Consider the following 17962-nt stretch of genomic DNA (forward strand, 5'->3'; position numbering starts at 1 on the left):
ATTTTAAGGCGATTGCTGATTAGCTGTATGGCATGTGTGCTGACGTGGAGAGTGCAACGTTGTACGGATGAAAAAAATAAGCAAGTCCGTGCATTTCTGGCCCGTCTATCAGGCAGACAGCAGAAAAGAGGCAAGCTGGAAAGTGCACCGGCCCTATTGGCAGGACTTTCGATTTTACTGAACACCCTTCAACTGCTCTCAGAATATTCAATAGATGAACTAAATGAAATCGCAACCATTGCATTAGGTACCTAAAGATGTGTAGATACCTATGCCTAGCAGGAGAGGGAATNCAACTGCTCTCAGAATATTCAATAGATGAACTAAATGAAATCGCAACCATTGCATTAGGTACCTAAAGATGTGTAGATACCTATGCCTAGCAGGAGAGGGAATTTAAGCCATAAAAAAGCGCCTCAAATAAGGCGCTTTTTAATGTCTAAAAATTAACGTTTCACCACAATGGAATCAATGCCACTGCGTTGCAAAGTTTGCTGTGCAATCATTGCAGCTTCCTGAGAATCATAAGGCCCAGAAATTACCCGATACCAGGTTTGACCGCCTTCAACCGATTTCACTACGTCAGCAGACAGACCATTCAGGATAATTTCGGCACGGCGTGCATCGGCACTATCTGGATCGGGATAGCTACGCACCTGCAAAATATAACTCGGCTGGTGGGCAACTGGCGCTTCAGCGCTTTCCAGACCTGGCTCGGCTGTCTCAGCTGGAGGAGCGGTTTCTGTTTCTGGAGCTTCAACAATCACCACAGTTTCTGAATTTTTAGTTTCAGGAACTGCCTGATCTGGAATAGGCGTTACTTGCTGCTGTGGCAATAAATCGTAGAAACGATAGTCCTTGTTGGTATCTTCCTGATAATGTTCAGAACTGATCTGATTTTTCGGTTTAACCGGTGCCCACGGTTTCCATAGCATCAAAGCTACCGCAAAACTCAACACAATTAAAATAACGACAAGCGTTCCCAGCCATGCAGGAATTAATGGCTTTTTCGGCTTATTCGGTCGTTCAGAGACACCGCGCTGCGTTTTTCCAAACACGTGGGATTCCTCGTGTGTTATTTTTGAATTAAATGTTTTTAAAAACAAGGTCTTATTTTTAAAATAATAATCCCTTGTTTACCCTGTTGTCTATAAAACATGAGCTAAGCTTGCATCATCAACATGACTTTCAGTCTTGCAGTGATGCAAAAGCTGGTTTTGCTTACATCGCCTCAGGAGCAGATACACCTAATAATTCTAAACCATTACGTAAAACCTGTTGTACGTTTACTGAAAGCAATAAACGGGCTTGTGTAAGTTCAGCATCATCATTGAGTACTTTATGCTCATTATACCAACCGTGGAATAATGCTGCCAATTCTTTCAGATAGTTACCGACTTGATGCGGTTCATAACTGTTGGCTGCACGAACCACGATTTCCGGGTAGGCTGCAAGTTTGGCCAGAATTTCTGTTTCTGCATCCAGCGCAAGTTTCGCCGCAAATTGACGTGCATTCGCAGCATCAAAGTTCACGCCTGTTGTCGCTGCTTTTTCTAGCATACGGCAGATACGGGCATGTGCATATTGAATGTAGTACACGGCATTGTCTTTGCTTTGCGACACAGCCAGGTCCAAGTCAAAGTCAATGTGCTGTTCAGACTTACGCATCACGTAGTAGAAACGCGCTGCATCGTTGCCGACTTCTTTACGCAGGTCACGTAAGGTCACGAACTGACCTGAACGGGATGACATCTGCACCATCTCGCCACCACGCCATAAGCTCACGAACTGAACCAGAAGCACGGTCAATTTTTTCGAGTCATAGCCCATTGCATCAATCGCTGCTTTAACACGTGCGATATAACCGTGGTGGTCTGAACCCCAGATATCCACGATATCGGTATAGCCACGTTGCAATTTGTTCAGGTGGTAAGCAATGTCAGAGGCGAAGTAAGTGGTTTGACCATTACGGCGTTTGACTACGCGGTCTTTTTCATCGCCAAATTCAGTCGACTTGAACCAGATGTTGCCATCTTGTTCGTATAAGAATCCACGTTGATCCAGGGTTTGTAGCGCTTCTTCAATTTTTTCGGTTAAAGATGCTTCACTGAACCATTGGTTGAAGGTTACACCAAATTCGCCCAGGTCATCTTTAATGTCATCCAGAATGGCTTTTAAGGCTGCTTGATGGAATACGCGATAACCTTCGCCAATCAAAGCTTGAGAGTTATGAATCAGACCATCGATGTGTTTTTCTTTATCACCGGATAATACTACTTTGTTGCCGTCAGCATCCAGTTCTTCAGCGTATTGAATATCTTCAGGTACATCTTTATATACGTCTGCAACCGGACGTACATAAGTAGTGCCGTCTTGGTTAATAATGCTTTGCGCGATTTCTTTAACGTAGTCGCCCTGGTAAGCATTTTTAGGGAAGACTAAGGTTTGACCCGTAAGCTCTAAATAACGCAGGTAGGTAGAGGTCGCCAGAATGTCCATCTGACGGCCAGCATCATTGACATAATATTCACGGTCCACTTTGGCACCGGTTGCTTCCAGCAGATTGGCAACGGTCATGCCATAGGCTGCACCCCGACCATGACCAACGTGCAGGCTAGAAGTCGGGTTTGCTGAAACAAATTCGACTTGAACGCGTTTTTCACCATTGGCTTGAGTACGACCAAATTGATCTTTTTGTGCTTGAATCTGGTCTAAAACAGCAAAGCGCTGGTCGGCATTTAAAAAGAAGTTAATAAAGCCGGGACCCGCAATTTCTGCTTTGCTGATGTCTGCTACTTCAGGAAGGCTTGCAAGAATTTTTTCTGCAAGATCACGAGGCTTCATACCTGCAGCTTTAGAACCAATCATGGCAATATTCGAAGCGAAGTCACCGTGGCTTCGGTCTTTGGTTCGCGTTAAATGACCGCTGTTATTCCAGTCGGATGGAAGTACACCTTCAGCTTGAAGAGATTGCACTGCATGATCGAGAGCTGCTTGGATTGCCGTATTCATAATCAGTCGAAAAATAAATGTCGCAGAAAAACAGCAAATATAGCAAATTTCACAGTCTTTAGGTGAACCCATTTGTATTGAATGAATCTTGTCCGACAACGAGTGCAGAATTGAAGCTGGATAAATGCTGCCAAAGATGTAAAAAAGCATGATTTAGGCTTGTTTAAACGGATCATTCACGAAGGCTTTGCTTTTTCTAGTGTGCTGATTTTATTGCCGGTACTATGCAAAAGGACTGCAAAAGCGGTCGTTCTGCCTATGCTGTCGTCAGCCTGAACCAGAGCAAAGCACGGCTTTGTTTTCTGTCAGATGCAGCTCAGGATGAGTTTGTGTGGGTGCCTTGCTCCCTGCTAAAGCGCCCAGTCAATCAAGGCACGAATAATCCCCAGCACTAAACCGATAAAACCGCCGACCACCACACCATTGACCCGGATCATGTGCAAGTCGCCACCGACTTCATTTTCAATTTTGTCGATCATTTCGCGCGAATCCCACTCATGAATGCGTTCGCTGATAAAACGGATCACTTTTTCGCTGTATTGATCACTTAAATTGACCGCAAGGCCACTCATCCGTTCATTCAGCAATTGACGTACAGCCGGATTGGAAATGATATTTTCCCCGACCTGTTGAATGGCAATACGCAGGTTTTGCGCAATGCCTGAATCTGCCTTGAGTAAATCGGCTTTAATGGCATCACAGAGGATCACTACGGCGCCACTGATAAAATTCAGTACTTGAGGGCTATCCAGCAGGGCATTTTTGGTGCGGTTTAAACGCTCACTGGCTTCACTTTCACTATCGGCCAGCTCCAGCATAAGCTGCAGGCCCATCTGTTCAATTTTTTGCCGCCACGGATGCTGCGGGTCGGCCAGCATGGATTCCACCCGTTCAATCAGTGAATCGATGGTGCGTTGCTGTACATCAATCCCAATCCAGCTGGCACCTTTGGCCAGTTTCCACACGCCTAATTCTTTGAACAGCCGGCGAGTCATTTCATGGGCTTGTTCAGGATGTGAGATCATCCATTCATGCGCCAAATCCAGTCCGCGTTGCAATACATCCTGATGGAAATCATTTTCCAGCACCGCGCGCAGCATTTCACTGGCCAGCGTGTTGATCTGGGTATTACGTACCCACTGCACACTGTTGTTTTGAATGAAATTTCCAATCTGATCCTGACCGACAAATTCAAAAATCTTGGGTACGGTTTGCTGAATCACTTGCATGACCTGGGTGTTATTTTCCGGCTTTGCCAGCCATTGTCCAATCGCCAGACTCAGATCGGTACTTTTTAGGCTTCTTTCCACCACTTGTGGAGATAAAAAGTTTTCCTGGACAAAACGCCCCATGGATTCGGCAATCCGGGCCTTATTGCGCGGAATGATTTCAGTATGATCGAGCAAGAACTTGGGAATCGGCATTTTCCCAAACGGATTGCGGAACAATACGGTAATGGCATACCAGTCGGCCAGTCCGCCGACCACACCTGCTTCGGCAGAAAGCATCAAAATATGAATGAACCAGGCATATTCAGGAATCAGCTTGGCCACCAGCATCAGCACCAGCCACGTAACGATGGCACTGATTAAGGCAATGGTGGCAAAGCGTTTACTGCGTTGCAAACTCGGTGTGGTGATTGCTTCCGCTGTGCTCATGCAAGATTCCTGTCGGTTGCTAAACTATTGTTATTTTGCCGTTTTCGGTATAGGTGGGGGCAGCACCTGGCCATTAGGACCCAGGCCATATTTTTGTCCTAAATATTTTAAAATCAAATAGGCATCAAAGGCATCGTCGGGTACTTTTTTCTGATCTTTATAACATTCAATGGTATAGGAAACCTGTACCGGGTCAATAGTCACTATACGTGGCATGTCATAAAACGGGTCAGGCCAGAAGCCGGGATAACGGCGATAATAGCCATAGGGATAGTACATCGGGCTGGAATAGACCACGGCCTGACGGGGAGGCTGGTTGCGGTTACTCGGATCATTCAGCACCTTAAAATAGCGGAAGCCGTTTTGTACTGTGGTCTGGGCGGCTTTTACCAAGGTAATTTCTTCGGCAGTGCCAAAACTCATATTGGGACGGGCCTGGAAACTGATGCGATAGCTTTGTGCATTCAGGGGGGTATTGCTAAATTGCCCGAGCTGGTCAAAAGTCAGCGGTTTTGAAGGCGTGGTTGCACAGCCTGACAAGGCCAATACCACCACCATGCTCAAGCCTAGAATGCTGTTCTTCATGTTAAACCTCCATACGATTTACTGTGCGCGGGAGGAGACACAATAAATGCTTAGAAACGACTATTCGGTTGGGTTAAAAATTCGAGCTCTTCTACAGTTGAGCTACGTGCCAGGATGTGATTGCGGTGCGGATAGCGTCCGAAACGGTCAATAATCACCTTATGCATTTTTTCGTAATCCAGATTCATGGGATTATTTAAGCGCTGAAATAATTTTAACGCGAATTCGTGAATCAGTTTCGATTCACTGTGCATAAAGGGCATGTATAAAAACGACCGTTGTTCCGGACTTAATTGTTTATCCAAATCCAGGCTAATGGCTTCTTGCGCCAGTGCCAGGGCCAAGGCATCCTGGGCGAAGGCCTGAGCCTGGTCCCGAAACAGGTTACGTGAGAATTGATCCAGAACAATAATTTCAGCTAGGCGGCCTTCAGCGGTTTGACGCCATGACCACAGCTCAGAACGTGCCGCTTTTTGGTGAATGTCCTGAAATTTTTGCTTGATCAGTGCATCAAAATCATCACTTTTAGCAAACCACAAGGGCTGAGTTTCCAGACTAAACCAGAAGTCCAAAATATCTGGATAATTCATAATATTTACAATTCCTTAGCACTTATTATTCAATACAAACACAAAATTCAGATGTCTTATAGAGTATCTTTGTGATAAAAATTTGCCAGAAATAAAATTGACGTTTTGCTTGAAAACTATACAGGGTGTAATGTAGCAGCCAAAAATCACGTTATACTGATATAAACTGATGATTTTATTTTAGTAGTTTTATTTAGTAGTTATCTTCCGATAAGCGAGATTGTTAATGAGTCAACCCGAATCGACCTCTCAAGTTGTGGTACCAACTTGGGTGGATTCTTCGCTGTTTAAGGGCATGTTGCGCGGTATTGAACGTGAAAGCCTCCGTATGCAAAGCAATGGCTTTCTATCCCAAGCATCACATCCTCAGGCACTTGGCTCTGCTTTAACACATCCGCATATCACCACGGACTATTCCGAAGCCCTGATGGAGTTTATTACTCCTCCACAAGACAGCATTGAAAAAGCACTCGATTATTTGGCCGATATTCATGCGGTAGCGCACCGTCAGTTGGAAAATAGAGAAAAACTCTGGCCCTTGTCGATGCCCTGCATGCTGGACGATGACGAAGAAAACATTCGTTTAGCCCAATATGGCAGCTCCAATATTGGACGCTTCAAGACCTTGTATCGTCGTGGTCTGGGCGTGCGTTATGGTCGCCGTATGCAGACCATTTCCGGCGTACATTACAATTTGTCTTTTCCGGATCAAGTGTTTGAAGCACTGCAACAGCATGAAAACGATGAAGCGCTAAAAAGCCTCAGTTTGCAGGATTATCGCAGTCACCGTTATTTTGGCTTGATCCGTAACTTTATCCGTTTAACGCCTTTGGTGATGTTCCTGGTCGGAGCCAGCCCTTCGGTTTGTCAGTGTTTCATGACCGGGCGTGACCATCATCTGTTGCCTTTATTAAAAGGCACCCTGTTCTTGCCTTATGCAACAGCACTGCGTATGGGCAATTTCGGTTATCAGAATTCTGCACAGAAGCAATTGGGCATTCACTACAACAATCTGTCGGGTTATCTGGACGGTTTGCAGAAAGCCGTGAAAACACCTTATGCGCCTTTTAGCCGTTTAGGGCTAAATGATGAACAGGGTGAACCCATTCAAATTAATGATCATGTGCTGCAAATTGAAAATGAATACTACAGCCTGGTTCGTCCGAAACAGGTGCCTCAAGCAGGAGAAACCCCATCCCAGGCGCTGAAAAATCGCGGGGTGGGTTATGTTGAACTGCGTGCAGTCGACGTCAATCCGTACAGTCCAATCGGAATTGATGAAAATACGGCAGCATTTCTGGAAGTCTTGGCGCTGCATTGCCTGGTACAGGACAGCCCCGATTTGCTCGATCCGGAACAGGAACAGATTGAACGTAATCAGGCCGAAGTGGTCAATCGTGGCCGTGCACCGAATGCCACTATTGTGGATGCGGCTGGAAAACATCCGATTGAAGACTGGGCACGTACGCAGGTCATCAAAATGCAGCCTTGGGCTGATTTACTGGATGCCGCCTATAGCACCCGGATGTATTCAGCAGCCTTGGCGGTCATGCTCAACCGCATTGATGAGGTGGATGAAACTCTGTCAGCACAAGTGATTGCCGATACTTTAGAATATGGTGGGACATGGGGTTTTGGTAGTATGATGGCGCTGCAACATGCAGCAACTTATGAACAGCACCCTTTAAGCCCGGATACGCTGGCTTATTTTGATGGTTTGGCGGGGCAGTCATTGCAACAGCAACAGCAACTGGAACAAGATACGAGCATCAGTTTTGAGCAATATCTTGCCGATTATCGATAAAAATTAAGAGGATTTGCCATGCAATGGAGTTATCGCTTCGTGAGTGGTTTTTTATTTTTAGCTAGTGTCGCGGGGATGGCATTTGCGTTGTATTTAGAGCATGGACAAGGGCTTGAGCCTTGTCCACTCTGCGTTTTTCAGCGTATAGGGCTAATTGGGCTGGGGATCATTTCCCTGATCGCTTTCCTGCATAACCCCATTTCAAATGTGTTTAAGCGTTTTTATGCTTTGTTGGGTACGCTTAGTATCCTCTGGTCCGCAGGGGTGGCTGCACGTCATGTCTGGCTGCAAAATTTGCCACCCGATCAGGTGCCGAGTTGTGGTCCAGGCTTAGATTATTGGCTCGATACCTTGCCATTAAAGTCGGTATTTGAACAGGTGCTGAAAGGTTCGGGTGAATGTGCCAAAGTAGACTGGACCTTTTTGGGACAATCTCTTCCGGTATGGTCCTTGGCTTTCTTTGCGGTACTTGCCTTGATCAGCTTGTGGCAACTGTTGCGTCATTATCTAGGGGCGAACAATAAAACAGCCAAGAAAAAATAAAGCTATGCATAAAAAAGCCAACTGAACGTTGGCTTTTTTATTGTTGACTTAAGTCAGTGCAATACCTGATAAATCTTCCAGCTGCATGCGGTATTCATGCACTTCTTCTTTGACCTGTTCATTTTGCGGCGGGTAGAACCATTTTGCAATCTGTTCCGCCACACTGGAATGATAGTGAATTTCAAAATGACTTAAGCCATAAAAGATCGCTTTGTGTGATTCCGGCACTTTCAGTTGAAAACGCGGATTGGGATGTTCACCTAAAGCACTTTCCACACTGACCAGATAGTCCCCCAACACCTTTAAGGTTCGGTTCTTTTTATTTTCATATTCAATGGTGCCTGCAACCAGATAGGTATTGATATGTTTTGGCAGGGGAGCCGGTTTACGGTTGTCATCCATGCCGCCAATCCGGGCGTGATTATGCTCCCAGTCATCATCACGCACACTGCCATAGCGCAAATCCAGAATGCCATTGCTGCGGATATTGACAATATGCCGGATGATTTTCACAAAGGGAAAATGCCCCAGTTTGTCTTGCAGGATAAACCCGAAACGTTCCAAGACTGCGCCATGGTGCGGTGAACCCAGGCAGACCAGGTTTTCGGTCAGATGTATCCATTGATACATGTTCTGTTTGCCGTAAAACAGGGCGCTGCGCGAGACCAGACCGCCCATGCTGTGGCCAATTAAATCAATACTGGTAATGCGCGGATTGCGACGAATCAAGTCTTCCAGCGTATGGGAAAGACTACGGCCATTGGCCGAGATACGCCGTCCGCTATTGTAATTCAGGTACAGCATGGTGTTATTGCCACGTTGCGCCAGCAATTTCTCGCCAATACCGCCGTATTGCGTGTTGCTCCAGCCCAGATGATTCATGCACAAGCCATGTACAAAAATGACCACGCGACCGGATAAATCGCCCTTTTGCAGCCCGCCGTAATGGTCATACAGCACCATCGGCAGTGCCATCGGGTTCTGGTATTTTAATAAGTAATCACCCAGCACCCCGTTGAGCACCCCGACCAGAAAATGCAGGTTAGGCGTGAGCGGCTTGTCATGTAATTTTGGGTATTTTTCAATAATTTGACGTAGGCCTGGTGCCAATAAATAGTTGCCGTAGTTGAGCAGGGTGTCGAAGGACAGCTGGTAGAGTTTGTCGATATAAGGAATTTTTTGCAATTTTTTCGAGCGTTGCTCACTCATGCCAAACATGCTAATTAAAATTTCGCGTTGAATCGCCTGGATCAGCTCCTGCATGACGTCGTTTAGACGGGTTGTCACCAATTGTGCGAGACCTTCCAATACATCAGCTTGACTGGGCGGTGTACGGTCCCATCTACAATAGGTTTCATGTAATGGGGTTAAACTCGGCATTTGACCTGTCCTTTTTGTGACCATGTTTCCCAGACCCTTTATTTTTTTTTGGGATCACGGTATAAACTCTTAGCTTTTCATTTTATATCGTTCATCTGGAACAGTTTTTACAATAACGATGATTGAGCTTCAGTATTAATTTTTTTGTCTGACAATCCTTGTTATATCTACATTAAAACAGATAGGCAGCTAAGACTTAGGCATAAAATAAATCTAGTTTAAATTTGATAATGATGCAATAAAAACCATGAACATCATTTATTTACATGGATTTCAAAGCAGTGCTTTATCCATAAAAGGCCAGCAAATTAAAGACTACTGTCAGCAGCAGGGCAATCTTCAGGTACATCTGCCGGATCTCAACATGCCTCCAGCGCAGACAATCGCGCATGTGGCTGCCATGATTGAAAGTCTGGACCAGGTGGTGCTGGTAGGGAGCAGTCTGGGTGGCTTTTATGCGACACAGCTGGTCGCAAAGTATAGCGTGCCGGCTGTTTTAATTAATCCCGCTATGCGACCATGGCAACTGTTTCGAGACTTGTTTGGTGTCGAGCAGATCCCCTATGTGGTCAGTGAAAAATGGACCCTGGATCATACCCATCTTGATCAGCTTGAGCAGATGGCTGTGCCATTTGTGCAAGATGCGGACAAAATTTTAGTGTTATTACAACAAGGTGACGAAGTTTTGGATTATCGTGAAGCACAGCGCTATTATAGCAATGCTTCGCATCAGTCCATGCTGATCACGGAAGCAAATGGCAACCATGCGATGGAAAATTTCGCAGACAAAATACCGATGGCATTACAGTTTTTATCGGATTGTATAAATTAAGGAAGCAGTACAACGTGTCTCAATATACGGCTCAATCACTTGAAGTTTTATCTGGTTTAGATCCGGTACGTCGTCGTCCGGGTATGTATACCGATACCACTCGTCCAAACCATTTGGCGCAGGAAGTCATTGATAATGCTGTGGATGAGGCACTTGCCGGACATGCCAACAAAATTACCGTCACGGTGTATAAAGACGGTTCCCTGTCGGTTGAAGACAATGGCCGGGGGATGCCGGTGGATATCCATCCGGAATATGGCCAGAGCGGGATCGAAATCATTCTGACCAAGCTGCATGCCGGCGGTAAATTCAGTACCGATAACTACCAGTTTTCCGGCGGTTTGCATGGCGTGGGCATTTCAGTGGTGAACGCGCTGTCGACTCGTGTGGAAGTCGAGGTACAGCGTCAGGGCAACCTGTATAAAATGGCCTTTGAACACGGCGAGCCGGTTGCTCCGCTTGAGGTGCTGCAAGGTAAAGCACCGAAACGCGCGACAGGAACCACGGTACATTTCTGGCCGGAAGCCAAATATTTTGATTCGCCCAAGTTTGCTTTAAAAGCGTTAAAACATAATTTAAAAGCCAAGGCCGTTTTAGCGGCAGGTTTGGAAATCAATTATGTTGACCAGATCAATGATGAAAAGATCAGCTGGCAGTTTGAAAATGGTCTGGTCGACTATTTAATGGATGAGCTGGAAGACCGTGAAATCATTCCGAGTCCCGCTTTTGTGGCCAGTGGTGAAGCCGAACGTGCCAGTGCCGAATTTGCGATTTGCTGGAATGCCGAAGGCGGCGAACAGATTCAGGAAAGCTATGTCAACCTGATTCCTACTGCGCAAGGCGGTACCCATGTCAACGGTCTGCGTTCAGGGGTCACCGATGCCATGCGCGAGTTCTGTGAACTGCGCAATCTGTTGCCGCGCAATCTGAAACTGTCTGCCGAAGATGTCTGGGATGGAGTGAACTACATTCTGTCGTTAAAATTTCAGGAACCACAATTTTCCGGTCAAACCAAAGAACGCCTGTCGAGCCGTGAAGCATCTAGTATTGTGCTCAATATTGCCAAAGATGCCTTTGCACTGTGGCTGAATCAAAACTCAGACATTGCCATGCAGCTGGCTGAATTGGCAATTGCCAAGGCAGGTCGCCGTTTAAAAGCGGCGAAAAAAGTTGAACGCAAGAAGATTGTTTCCGGGCCTGCATTACCGGGCAAATTAGCCGACTGTGTCGGACATACCCTGGAAGAATCGGAACTGTTTATTGTGGAAGGGGATTCTGCAGGCGGTTCTGCCAAGCAGGCACGTGACAAGAATTTCCAGGCGATCATGCCCATTCGCGGGAAAATTTTGAATACCTGGGAAGTATCCTCTGATGAGGTCTTGGGTTCTCAGGAAGTACATGACATTGCCATTGCCATTGGGGTTGATCCGGGCAGTGATGACCTGTCAGAACTTCGTTACGGTAAAATCTGTATTCTGGCCGATGCCGATTCGGATGGTTTACATATTGCGACCCTGCTCTGTGCCCTGTTTGTAAAACACTTCCCGGCCATGGTCGAAGAAGGGCATCTGTTTGTGGCCATGCCGCCCTTATTCCGTATCGATGATGCTAAAGATGTGCACTATGCACTGGATGAAGAAGAGCTGGAAAGCATTTTGAAAAAATGCAAAAGCAAAAATCCGCAAATCACCCGATTCAAAGGTCTGGGTGAAATGAATGCCAGCCAGTTACGTGAAACCACCATGGACCCGAATACCCGTCGTCTGGTGCAGCTTGATCTGGACGATGCGCATTTTACCGCAGGTCTACTGGATAAACTCCTGGCGAAAAAACGCTCGTCAGACCGTAAACACTGGTTAGAACAGAAAGGTAATCTGGCGGATTTAGCAGTTTAGTTTTTATTTGAATGCATACACATCTATCTATGAAGAAGCTCGCAAGTGCGGGCTTTTTTTATGTGTTTAAATTGAGTTGCATCAACACCAGATCACGCCATTTTCCAAATTTTTGTCCAACTTCTGGCATATAACCCGTCTGCTTAAAGCCTAATTTTTCATGGAATACAATTGATGCCTGATTTTCATGATCAATCGCAGCGACCATCACATGAATATGATTTTGCCGTGCATGATCAATCAGTTTTAGCATTAAGGCTTTGCCCAGACCTTGCCCGCTAAAGTCCGGATGAATAAAGACGGAATGTTCAACCGTGTGTTTAAACCCGGTAATTTGACGAAAAGATGAATAATCGGCATAGCCTGCGATGTGTTTAGTCTCTGAATGTTCAGCAACAAATAGTGGAAATTGCTGCTCAGCAAGGTCTTTAAACCAGCTCTGAAAATCCTCAATAGACTTTGGGGTGCTATTCCAGGTCGCAGTGCCATTTAAAATTTCAGCATTATAAATTTTAAGAAGGTGTTCCAGGTCTTGTGTTTGAGCGGGACGAATCAGAAAGTCCATGAGCATAGGCCGAACGAATCAATAGACTCAGGATTTTAGAAATAAACCTGATTTTCAGCAATAAAAAAGCAAGACCGAAGCCTTGCTTTTTCAACCTTCACAACGAGGTGCTTAGAAGTGGTATTTGACCAAAGCGCTGACGTCATTTTGATCGACGCCTTGAATACCAAATTTGTTGTTCCAAACCGAGTGTTCAACACCCACGTATAGTTTGGTTTTAGGGGAGATGTGCTTGCCGACATTCCATTTGTATTGGCTGGTCCAGTTCAGCTCGCTTGCTTGAGCGCCTTTTTCAGCTGTTGACCAATCCAGGAAGGCATCTACCAGGAAATCTTCAGAACCTAGTTTAAACGGAACGGCATAAGTGATCGTCATTTGATAATCATCTTTAGTGAAAGCTGATTTCGAATCGTTATCTACTTTATAGAAGTTCACATTTGCATACTGGGTGTATGGAATATCTAAAGCGAAACCAATACCGTACAGGAAGTTATTAAACTCTTGGTTTTGATCGTATCCTGCATTATGTTCCCAAGTTGTCGCAATAAGGACATCTTTAATTGGACCAAAAGAAAGGTCTTTTCCAGATACTTCGCCTAAGCTTAAACGTGGCGCTAACTCGAAATATGTATTTTGTTCATCATTGCCATCCAATTGATGGTCAACGAAGAAGAATACATCAGAATATTTAAGTTTAGCTGCATATTCTGCAGTAACAGTTGTACGGTCTTCAGTACCTACTTCATAGTTTTCACCATAAAGACCAGTCAAGCTGAAATCTTGCCATACTACAGGTGAAGCTTGAGTGAATGCAGCAGCTGGAGCCAATGCACATGTAGCAAAAATTTGTGTAAGTTTCATTAAAAAATATCTCCCCCGAGAAGCACACAAAGGATACAGATTCTTAAGTAAAAATAAAGCCAAAATTGATCAATGGTTAAAAAAATCGTCTATTTTGCTCAGATCACTTATCATCAAAATGACGACACAGCTTTGATACCCAAAAATACATGTTGATAAAAAAAGTAAAATGGTTGCAGGAGAGAATTTTATCTTCAAATAAATAATGTGATATTTATCAAACTATTTTATCGGAAAAGTCAAATCACCTATTCTTTATAGGGTATTTAAAAAAATATCAAAATACTACTTGCATAAGCTTCACCTAGACCCTTATATTCAAAGCATAAGGACACGAATCTGCAGACTCAAAAGTGTTCATCGTTCAATGTGGAGGAATTCGTTCCAGACTGATTTGAAGATGCTCAGCGCTGTTGTTAACAGCAAGGTGAAACGTGCCAAGATAAGAAGTTTTGCACAAAAAAGATTTGATGAATAAAGAGGATGAAATTATATGAACATTGAAATCCGTACCGATAAAAACATCCAAAATAGTGATCGTTTAATTACTTATGTTCGTGCAGAACTGAATGCTGAATTCCAACGCTATAGCGAACGTATTACCCATTTCTCGGTTCATTTCAGCGATGAAAATGGTGCCAAAGGTGGTGCAGATGATATTCACTGCATGATCGAAGCACGCCCGGCAGGCTTGAAACCGGTGGTGGTGAATCATCATGGTCATAATATCGATACTGCCATTCATGGCGCTATTGACCGCTTAAAACGCAGTTTAGAACATTTATTTGAGAAAATAGATGATCCGCGCGCTGCAGTGCCGGTACTTGCTGAAACTGCTGAAGCCAGTGATGTGGATGATGCAAATCATTAAGCGCAATTTTGCTTAGGTAATAAAAAAGCTCTTCGGAGCTTTTTTTATGGGCTTTTTAATCTGCTATTTCTGCACAAGTCAAAAGGCATTAAAAAATATAATCGGTATAGATTTAGCTAAAACAAATGACAGTTTATTCGGCATAATAGTCAAAAAATGATTGAAGAGTATTTTCTCCATGTTAACAGCGCAACAACAAGTCTTTGTACAGGCAATAGAAGAACTGGATCTTGCCCAGGTGCAACGTCTTTTGGCAGAAGGTCTCGATCCGAATTTTATTGATCTGGAAAAAGGGCCGGCCATTTCTGTCTGGTCCGATGGTTTGTTCAAATGGTGGGAGCATATTTGCGAAGCCTATGAAGCCGGTTCACCTTTATCTGAACAAGAAAAACAGCAGAATCTGGCGGTTCATCTTGAAATTTTAGAGGCACTTATTCAAGCCAAAGTCAATTTACATTTATGGGATGCCGAAGAGCTGTATGGTCCATTATGGGATGCCGCCAGCTCTGCCTGCGTACCTGCCGTAAAACGTTTGCTGGATGAAAAAGTAGACCCCAACACCAAAGATGAAGATGGCCAGACCATATTATCTTCGATTAGTGATTTATTCTTTGACTGTGATTTTGATGAAATCAACTGGTCAGAAGCCTTGGCCGAAGAAAAGCAAACTTTAGAATTGCTCCGTAGTCATGGGGCCAAAATGACTAAAGAATTAACATAATTAGTGAGACAACTCATGTCAGTAGTAAAAACAGTAGGTTTCATTTTTGCGGCGGGTTTCAGTATCAATGCCATGGCTGCCGATTTTTCTTTTGACCGTCCAGGTGCGGGAATAGGCACAGGGATTACTCCAGTCGGTCAGCTGGCATGGGAACAAGGCTTACCCAGCCTCAGCTATTCAGAAAGTAGCGATGAAAACGGAATCAAAGTGAAAAATACCACTTTAAATGCCGACATGTTGTTGCGTACCGGTTTAGCGCAAGACCTTGAGTTGCAGTTGGGCTGGCAAGGTCCATCCTGGTCAAAAACCAGAACCGCAGGTCAGTCTTTTGAAGAAGACGGTCTGGGTGATGTCAGCATTGGGGTGAAAAAAGCCATTAATCTGGATGATGAAAAGCTGTCTATGGCCATTTTAGCCGAAGCGATTCTTGCAACCGGCAATGATGGTTTTAGCAATCAGGATGATATTTACAGTCTGACTTCGGCTGTCGCTTATGAGTATAGTGATTTAATTCGTACCTCTATGACCATGCGTTATGAAGCGCAAAACAGCAATTGGGCGGTGACTGCAATACCGAACATTGAATATAAGATTACCGATAAATTGTCCGGTTTTTCTGAACTGGTCTATCGCAAAGCTGAAAGTCAACACTATGAATATGCACTGGGTTCCGGACTGGTTTATGCGCTGAATGAGCGTATGCAAATGGATGCCAGTATTGGGGTAGACTTAAATGGTCGAGATAAAAATTATCAATCAGGTTTGGGCGTTTCTTTCCTGTTTTAATTCAAAAATAAACTGATATGAAAAAGCATCTTCAAGAGCTTGGCTGGTGGTTTCGGTTCGCTATATGCGGATTGATCGGTAGTGTGATTTTATTGTGCTCCATGACCCTGCAGGCGCAGGAGCAATTGCTTGCAGCCGAGGATGCTTTTTCTTTGAGTGTTGAATCCAGCAGCACACATGAAGCTCAGCTGAGCTGGACAATTCCGGATCGCTATTATTTATATCAGCATAAATTTGAAGTCCGGCAAGGGACGCAAAAGCTGGCTTTAAATTTGCCGCCAGCGACCGATTTGCATGATGAAAATTATGGCCATACCCAGGTCTATTTTCACCAGGTCCAATTTAAGGTTCCCACCGAAGCCTCGAAAACCTATCAGGTAACGTGGCAGGGCTGTGCCCAGGACCGGATTTGCTATCCACCGCAGACCATTGAGTTTCAGACCGATATTGACGGTTTGGTGCTGCTGCAAAATCAGGCCAGAGCAAGCAAGCGTCTGCTGGATCTTTCTGCATCGTCAAACAGTTCTGTCACTGGTCAAAATACGTTGAGTGCTGGACAGAATAACCTCCAACCGACAGTAAGGCCTGTCACACAAGATACTGCAAAGGATCAGATGTGGTCGGAAACACTGGCTGAAAGCTCTTTGGTGTATGGCTTATTGCTGTTTTTCGGTTTAGGCATCTTGCTGGCTTTTACACCATGTTCATTACCGATGCTGCCCATTTTAACCTCGCTGATTGTCCGGGACAGTAAAGGGCTGAAAGCCTGGATGATTGCCCTGGTGTTTGTTTGCAGCATGGCCATGGTCTATGCAGTTTTGGGCTTAATCGCTTCATCTGCCGGTTTGAACTTTCAGCGCTGGTTACAGCAGCCTTCCACCCTGATTGCTTTCAGTGGGTTATTTGTTTTATTTGCCCTGAATTTATTCGGTTTATTCGAAATTAAATTACCGCAAGGCTGGCTTAACCGCCTGGATCAGGCCCAATCGCTACAAAAAGGCGGCAGCCTGATTGGAGCAAGTGTCATGGGGATGATCTCGGCACTGCTGGTTGGACCCTGCATGACCGCGCCGCTGGCCGGTGCACTGTTATTTATCTCCCAGAGCCAAAGTCAGTGGCAGGGGGCAATTTTGCTGTTCACCTTGGGTTTTGGCATGGGAACGCCCTTGCTACTGGCCAGTGTCCTGGGGTCCAGGGTGCTGCCTAAAGTCGGGCTGTGGATGCACCAGATTAAGGTGCTGTTTGCCTTTATCATGTTGGCCCTAGCCCTGTATTTTATTCGTCCGCTTATTTCCGAGGCCTGGCTGCAATGGGCGGGCTTAGGTTTAGGCATTGCTTTTATTGCGTATATCTTTTTTCGCATCAGGCAACAAAGTCCACTTCGGGCCTTATATATAATTGTCTTGCTCGTGGTGATGCCTTATCTGGCTTATACTCAATATCAACACAGCCAGCGGTTTTTTATCGGACAGAGCACCACCCAGGCCACCTGGCATGTGGCAAAAACAGCGGATGAATTTCAGCAGTTGCTCAGCAGTGTGCCTTCCAATCAGGCGATTATTATTGATGTCTATGCAGACTGGTGTGTGGCCTGTCAGCCAATTGAACATCGGGTGTTAAAATCGGTTCAAGTCCAACAAGCCCTTGCGCCACATTTTCTGATTAAACTGGATTTGAGTGACTATGATGCAACGCATCAAGTCTTGTTGAATCAATGGGATATTTTAGGACCGCCCACCTATTTATTCCTGGATGCAAAGCAGCGGGAAATTCGGGGTTTACGTCTGACCGGTGCTTTTAGCGAGACTGAATTACTGAAACAGCTCGAGCTGTTTCAACAGCATATGGGATCATAATCT

Annotated in this window: 16 protein-coding genes and 1 pseudogene; 9 read left to right on the forward strand and 8 right to left on the reverse strand. The window is 45.0% G+C overall.

What is annotated here, in order from left to right:
* Nucleotides 1–255 (forward strand): annotated as a pseudogene (locus tag H4I94_RS12255) (transposase); the annotation flags it as partial.
* 191 nt (nt 256–446) lie between these two features.
* Here H4I94_RS12255 and H4I94_RS12260 read toward each other — a convergent pair.
* From H4I94_RS12260 to H4I94_RS12280, 5 genes are all read right to left on the reverse strand, one after another.
* The gene (locus H4I94_RS12260; protein ID WP_261183271.1) at nt 447–1058 is read right to left on the reverse strand and encodes an SPOR domain-containing protein; all 612 of its coding nucleotides are present in this window, start codon (nt 1056–1058) and stop codon (nt 447–449) included.
* A gap of 163 nt (nt 1059–1221) precedes the next feature.
* The gene (gene argS, locus H4I94_RS12265) at nt 1222–3012 is read right to left on the reverse strand and encodes an arginine--tRNA ligase (protein WP_261183272.1); all 1791 of its coding nucleotides are present in this window, start codon (nt 3010–3012) and stop codon (nt 1222–1224) included.
* 350 nt (nt 3013–3362) lie between these two features.
* Complete coding sequence (locus H4I94_RS12270; RefSeq protein WP_261183273.1) at nt 3363–4670, reverse strand: DUF445 domain-containing protein; 1308 nt, start codon at nt 4668–4670, stop codon at nt 3363–3365.
* Nucleotides 4671–4700: 30 nt separating this feature from the next.
* Nucleotides 4701–5255, reverse strand: coding sequence for a CC0125/CC1285 family lipoprotein (locus tag H4I94_RS12275; RefSeq protein WP_261183274.1), 555 nt, complete (start codon nt 5253–5255; stop codon nt 4701–4703).
* 50 nt (nt 5256–5305) lie between these two features.
* Nucleotides 5306–5845 carry a DUF924 family protein gene (locus H4I94_RS12280; protein ID WP_131274215.1) on the reverse strand — a complete coding sequence of 180 codons (540 nt, stop codon included), beginning with the start codon at nt 5843–5845 and terminating at the stop codon, nt 5306–5308.
* A gap of 226 nt (nt 5846–6071) precedes the next feature.
* Here H4I94_RS12280 and gshA point away from each other — a divergent pair, with 226 nt between their 5' ends.
* Together gshA and H4I94_RS12290 are read left to right on the forward strand one after the other, a co-directional pair.
* Nucleotides 6072–7649: a glutamate--cysteine ligase gene (gene gshA / locus H4I94_RS12285; protein ID WP_261183275.1), complete on the forward strand. Its 1578-nt coding sequence runs from the start codon at nt 6072–6074 to the stop codon at nt 7647–7649.
* An 18-nt stretch (nt 7650–7667) separates the two neighbouring features.
* Nucleotides 7668–8192 (forward strand): disulfide bond formation protein B, encoded by a 525-nt coding sequence (locus H4I94_RS12290; RefSeq protein WP_261183276.1) that lies wholly within the window; start codon nt 7668–7670, stop codon nt 8190–8192.
* A 48-nt stretch (nt 8193–8240) separates the two neighbouring features.
* Here the strand turns inward: H4I94_RS12290 and H4I94_RS12295 are convergent, their stop codons facing one another.
* Entirely contained in the window at nt 8241–9572 is a 1332-nt protein-coding gene (locus tag H4I94_RS12295) for a GPI inositol-deacylase (protein WP_261183277.1), read from the reverse strand.
* Nucleotides 9573–9819: 247 nt separating this feature from the next.
* Between H4I94_RS12295 and H4I94_RS12300 the strand changes: the two genes are divergently transcribed.
* The gene (locus tag H4I94_RS12300) at nt 9820–10404 is read left to right on the forward strand and encodes a YqiA/YcfP family alpha/beta fold hydrolase (protein ID WP_261183278.1); all 585 of its coding nucleotides are present in this window, start codon (nt 9820–9822) and stop codon (nt 10402–10404) included.
* A gap of 14 nt (nt 10405–10418) precedes the next feature.
* Nucleotides 10419–12299: a DNA topoisomerase IV subunit B gene (gene parE / locus H4I94_RS12305; RefSeq protein ID WP_131274211.1), complete on the forward strand. Its 1881-nt coding sequence runs from the start codon at nt 10419–10421 to the stop codon at nt 12297–12299.
* Nucleotides 12300–12357: 58 nt separating this feature from the next.
* Here the strand turns inward: parE and H4I94_RS12310 are convergent, their stop codons facing one another.
* A complete protein-coding gene (locus H4I94_RS12310) occupies nt 12358–12864 on the reverse strand; it encodes a GNAT family N-acetyltransferase (protein ID WP_261183279.1) in 507 nt (168 codons plus the stop codon).
* A gap of 111 nt (nt 12865–12975) precedes the next feature.
* Nucleotides 12976–13725, reverse strand: coding sequence for an outer membrane protein OmpK (locus H4I94_RS12315; protein WP_261183280.1), 750 nt, complete (start codon nt 13723–13725; stop codon nt 12976–12978).
* A 493-nt stretch (nt 13726–14218) separates the two neighbouring features.
* On the opposite strand from H4I94_RS12315, the gene H4I94_RS12320 reads away from it, so the two are divergent.
* The 4 genes from H4I94_RS12320 to dsbD all read left to right on the forward strand — a co-directional run bounded on the left by H4I94_RS12320 (nt 14219) and on the right by dsbD (nt 17959).
* Entirely contained in the window at nt 14219–14596 is a 378-nt protein-coding gene (locus H4I94_RS12320) for an HPF/RaiA family ribosome-associated protein (protein WP_092820667.1), read from the forward strand.
* 178 nt (nt 14597–14774) lie between these two features.
* On the forward strand, nt 14775–15317 hold the full coding sequence (locus H4I94_RS12325) for an ankyrin repeat domain-containing protein (protein ID WP_131274208.1): 543 nt from the start codon (nt 14775–14777) through the stop codon (nt 15315–15317).
* Nucleotides 15318–15332: 15 nt separating this feature from the next.
* Complete coding sequence (locus tag H4I94_RS12330) at nt 15333–16103, forward strand: transporter (RefSeq protein WP_261183281.1); 771 nt, start codon at nt 15333–15335, stop codon at nt 16101–16103.
* A 17-nt stretch (nt 16104–16120) separates the two neighbouring features.
* On the forward strand, nt 16121–17959 hold the full coding sequence (gene dsbD, locus H4I94_RS12335; RefSeq protein WP_409976763.1) for a protein-disulfide reductase DsbD: 1839 nt from the start codon (nt 16121–16123) through the stop codon (nt 17957–17959).
* The last annotated feature ends 3 nt before the right edge of the window (nt 17960–17962 follow it).

The sequence above is a fragment of the Acinetobacter sp. T_3_1 genome (assembly GCF_025377055.1).
Taxonomy (GTDB): Bacteria; Pseudomonadota; Gammaproteobacteria; order Pseudomonadales; family Moraxellaceae; genus Acinetobacter; species Acinetobacter kookii.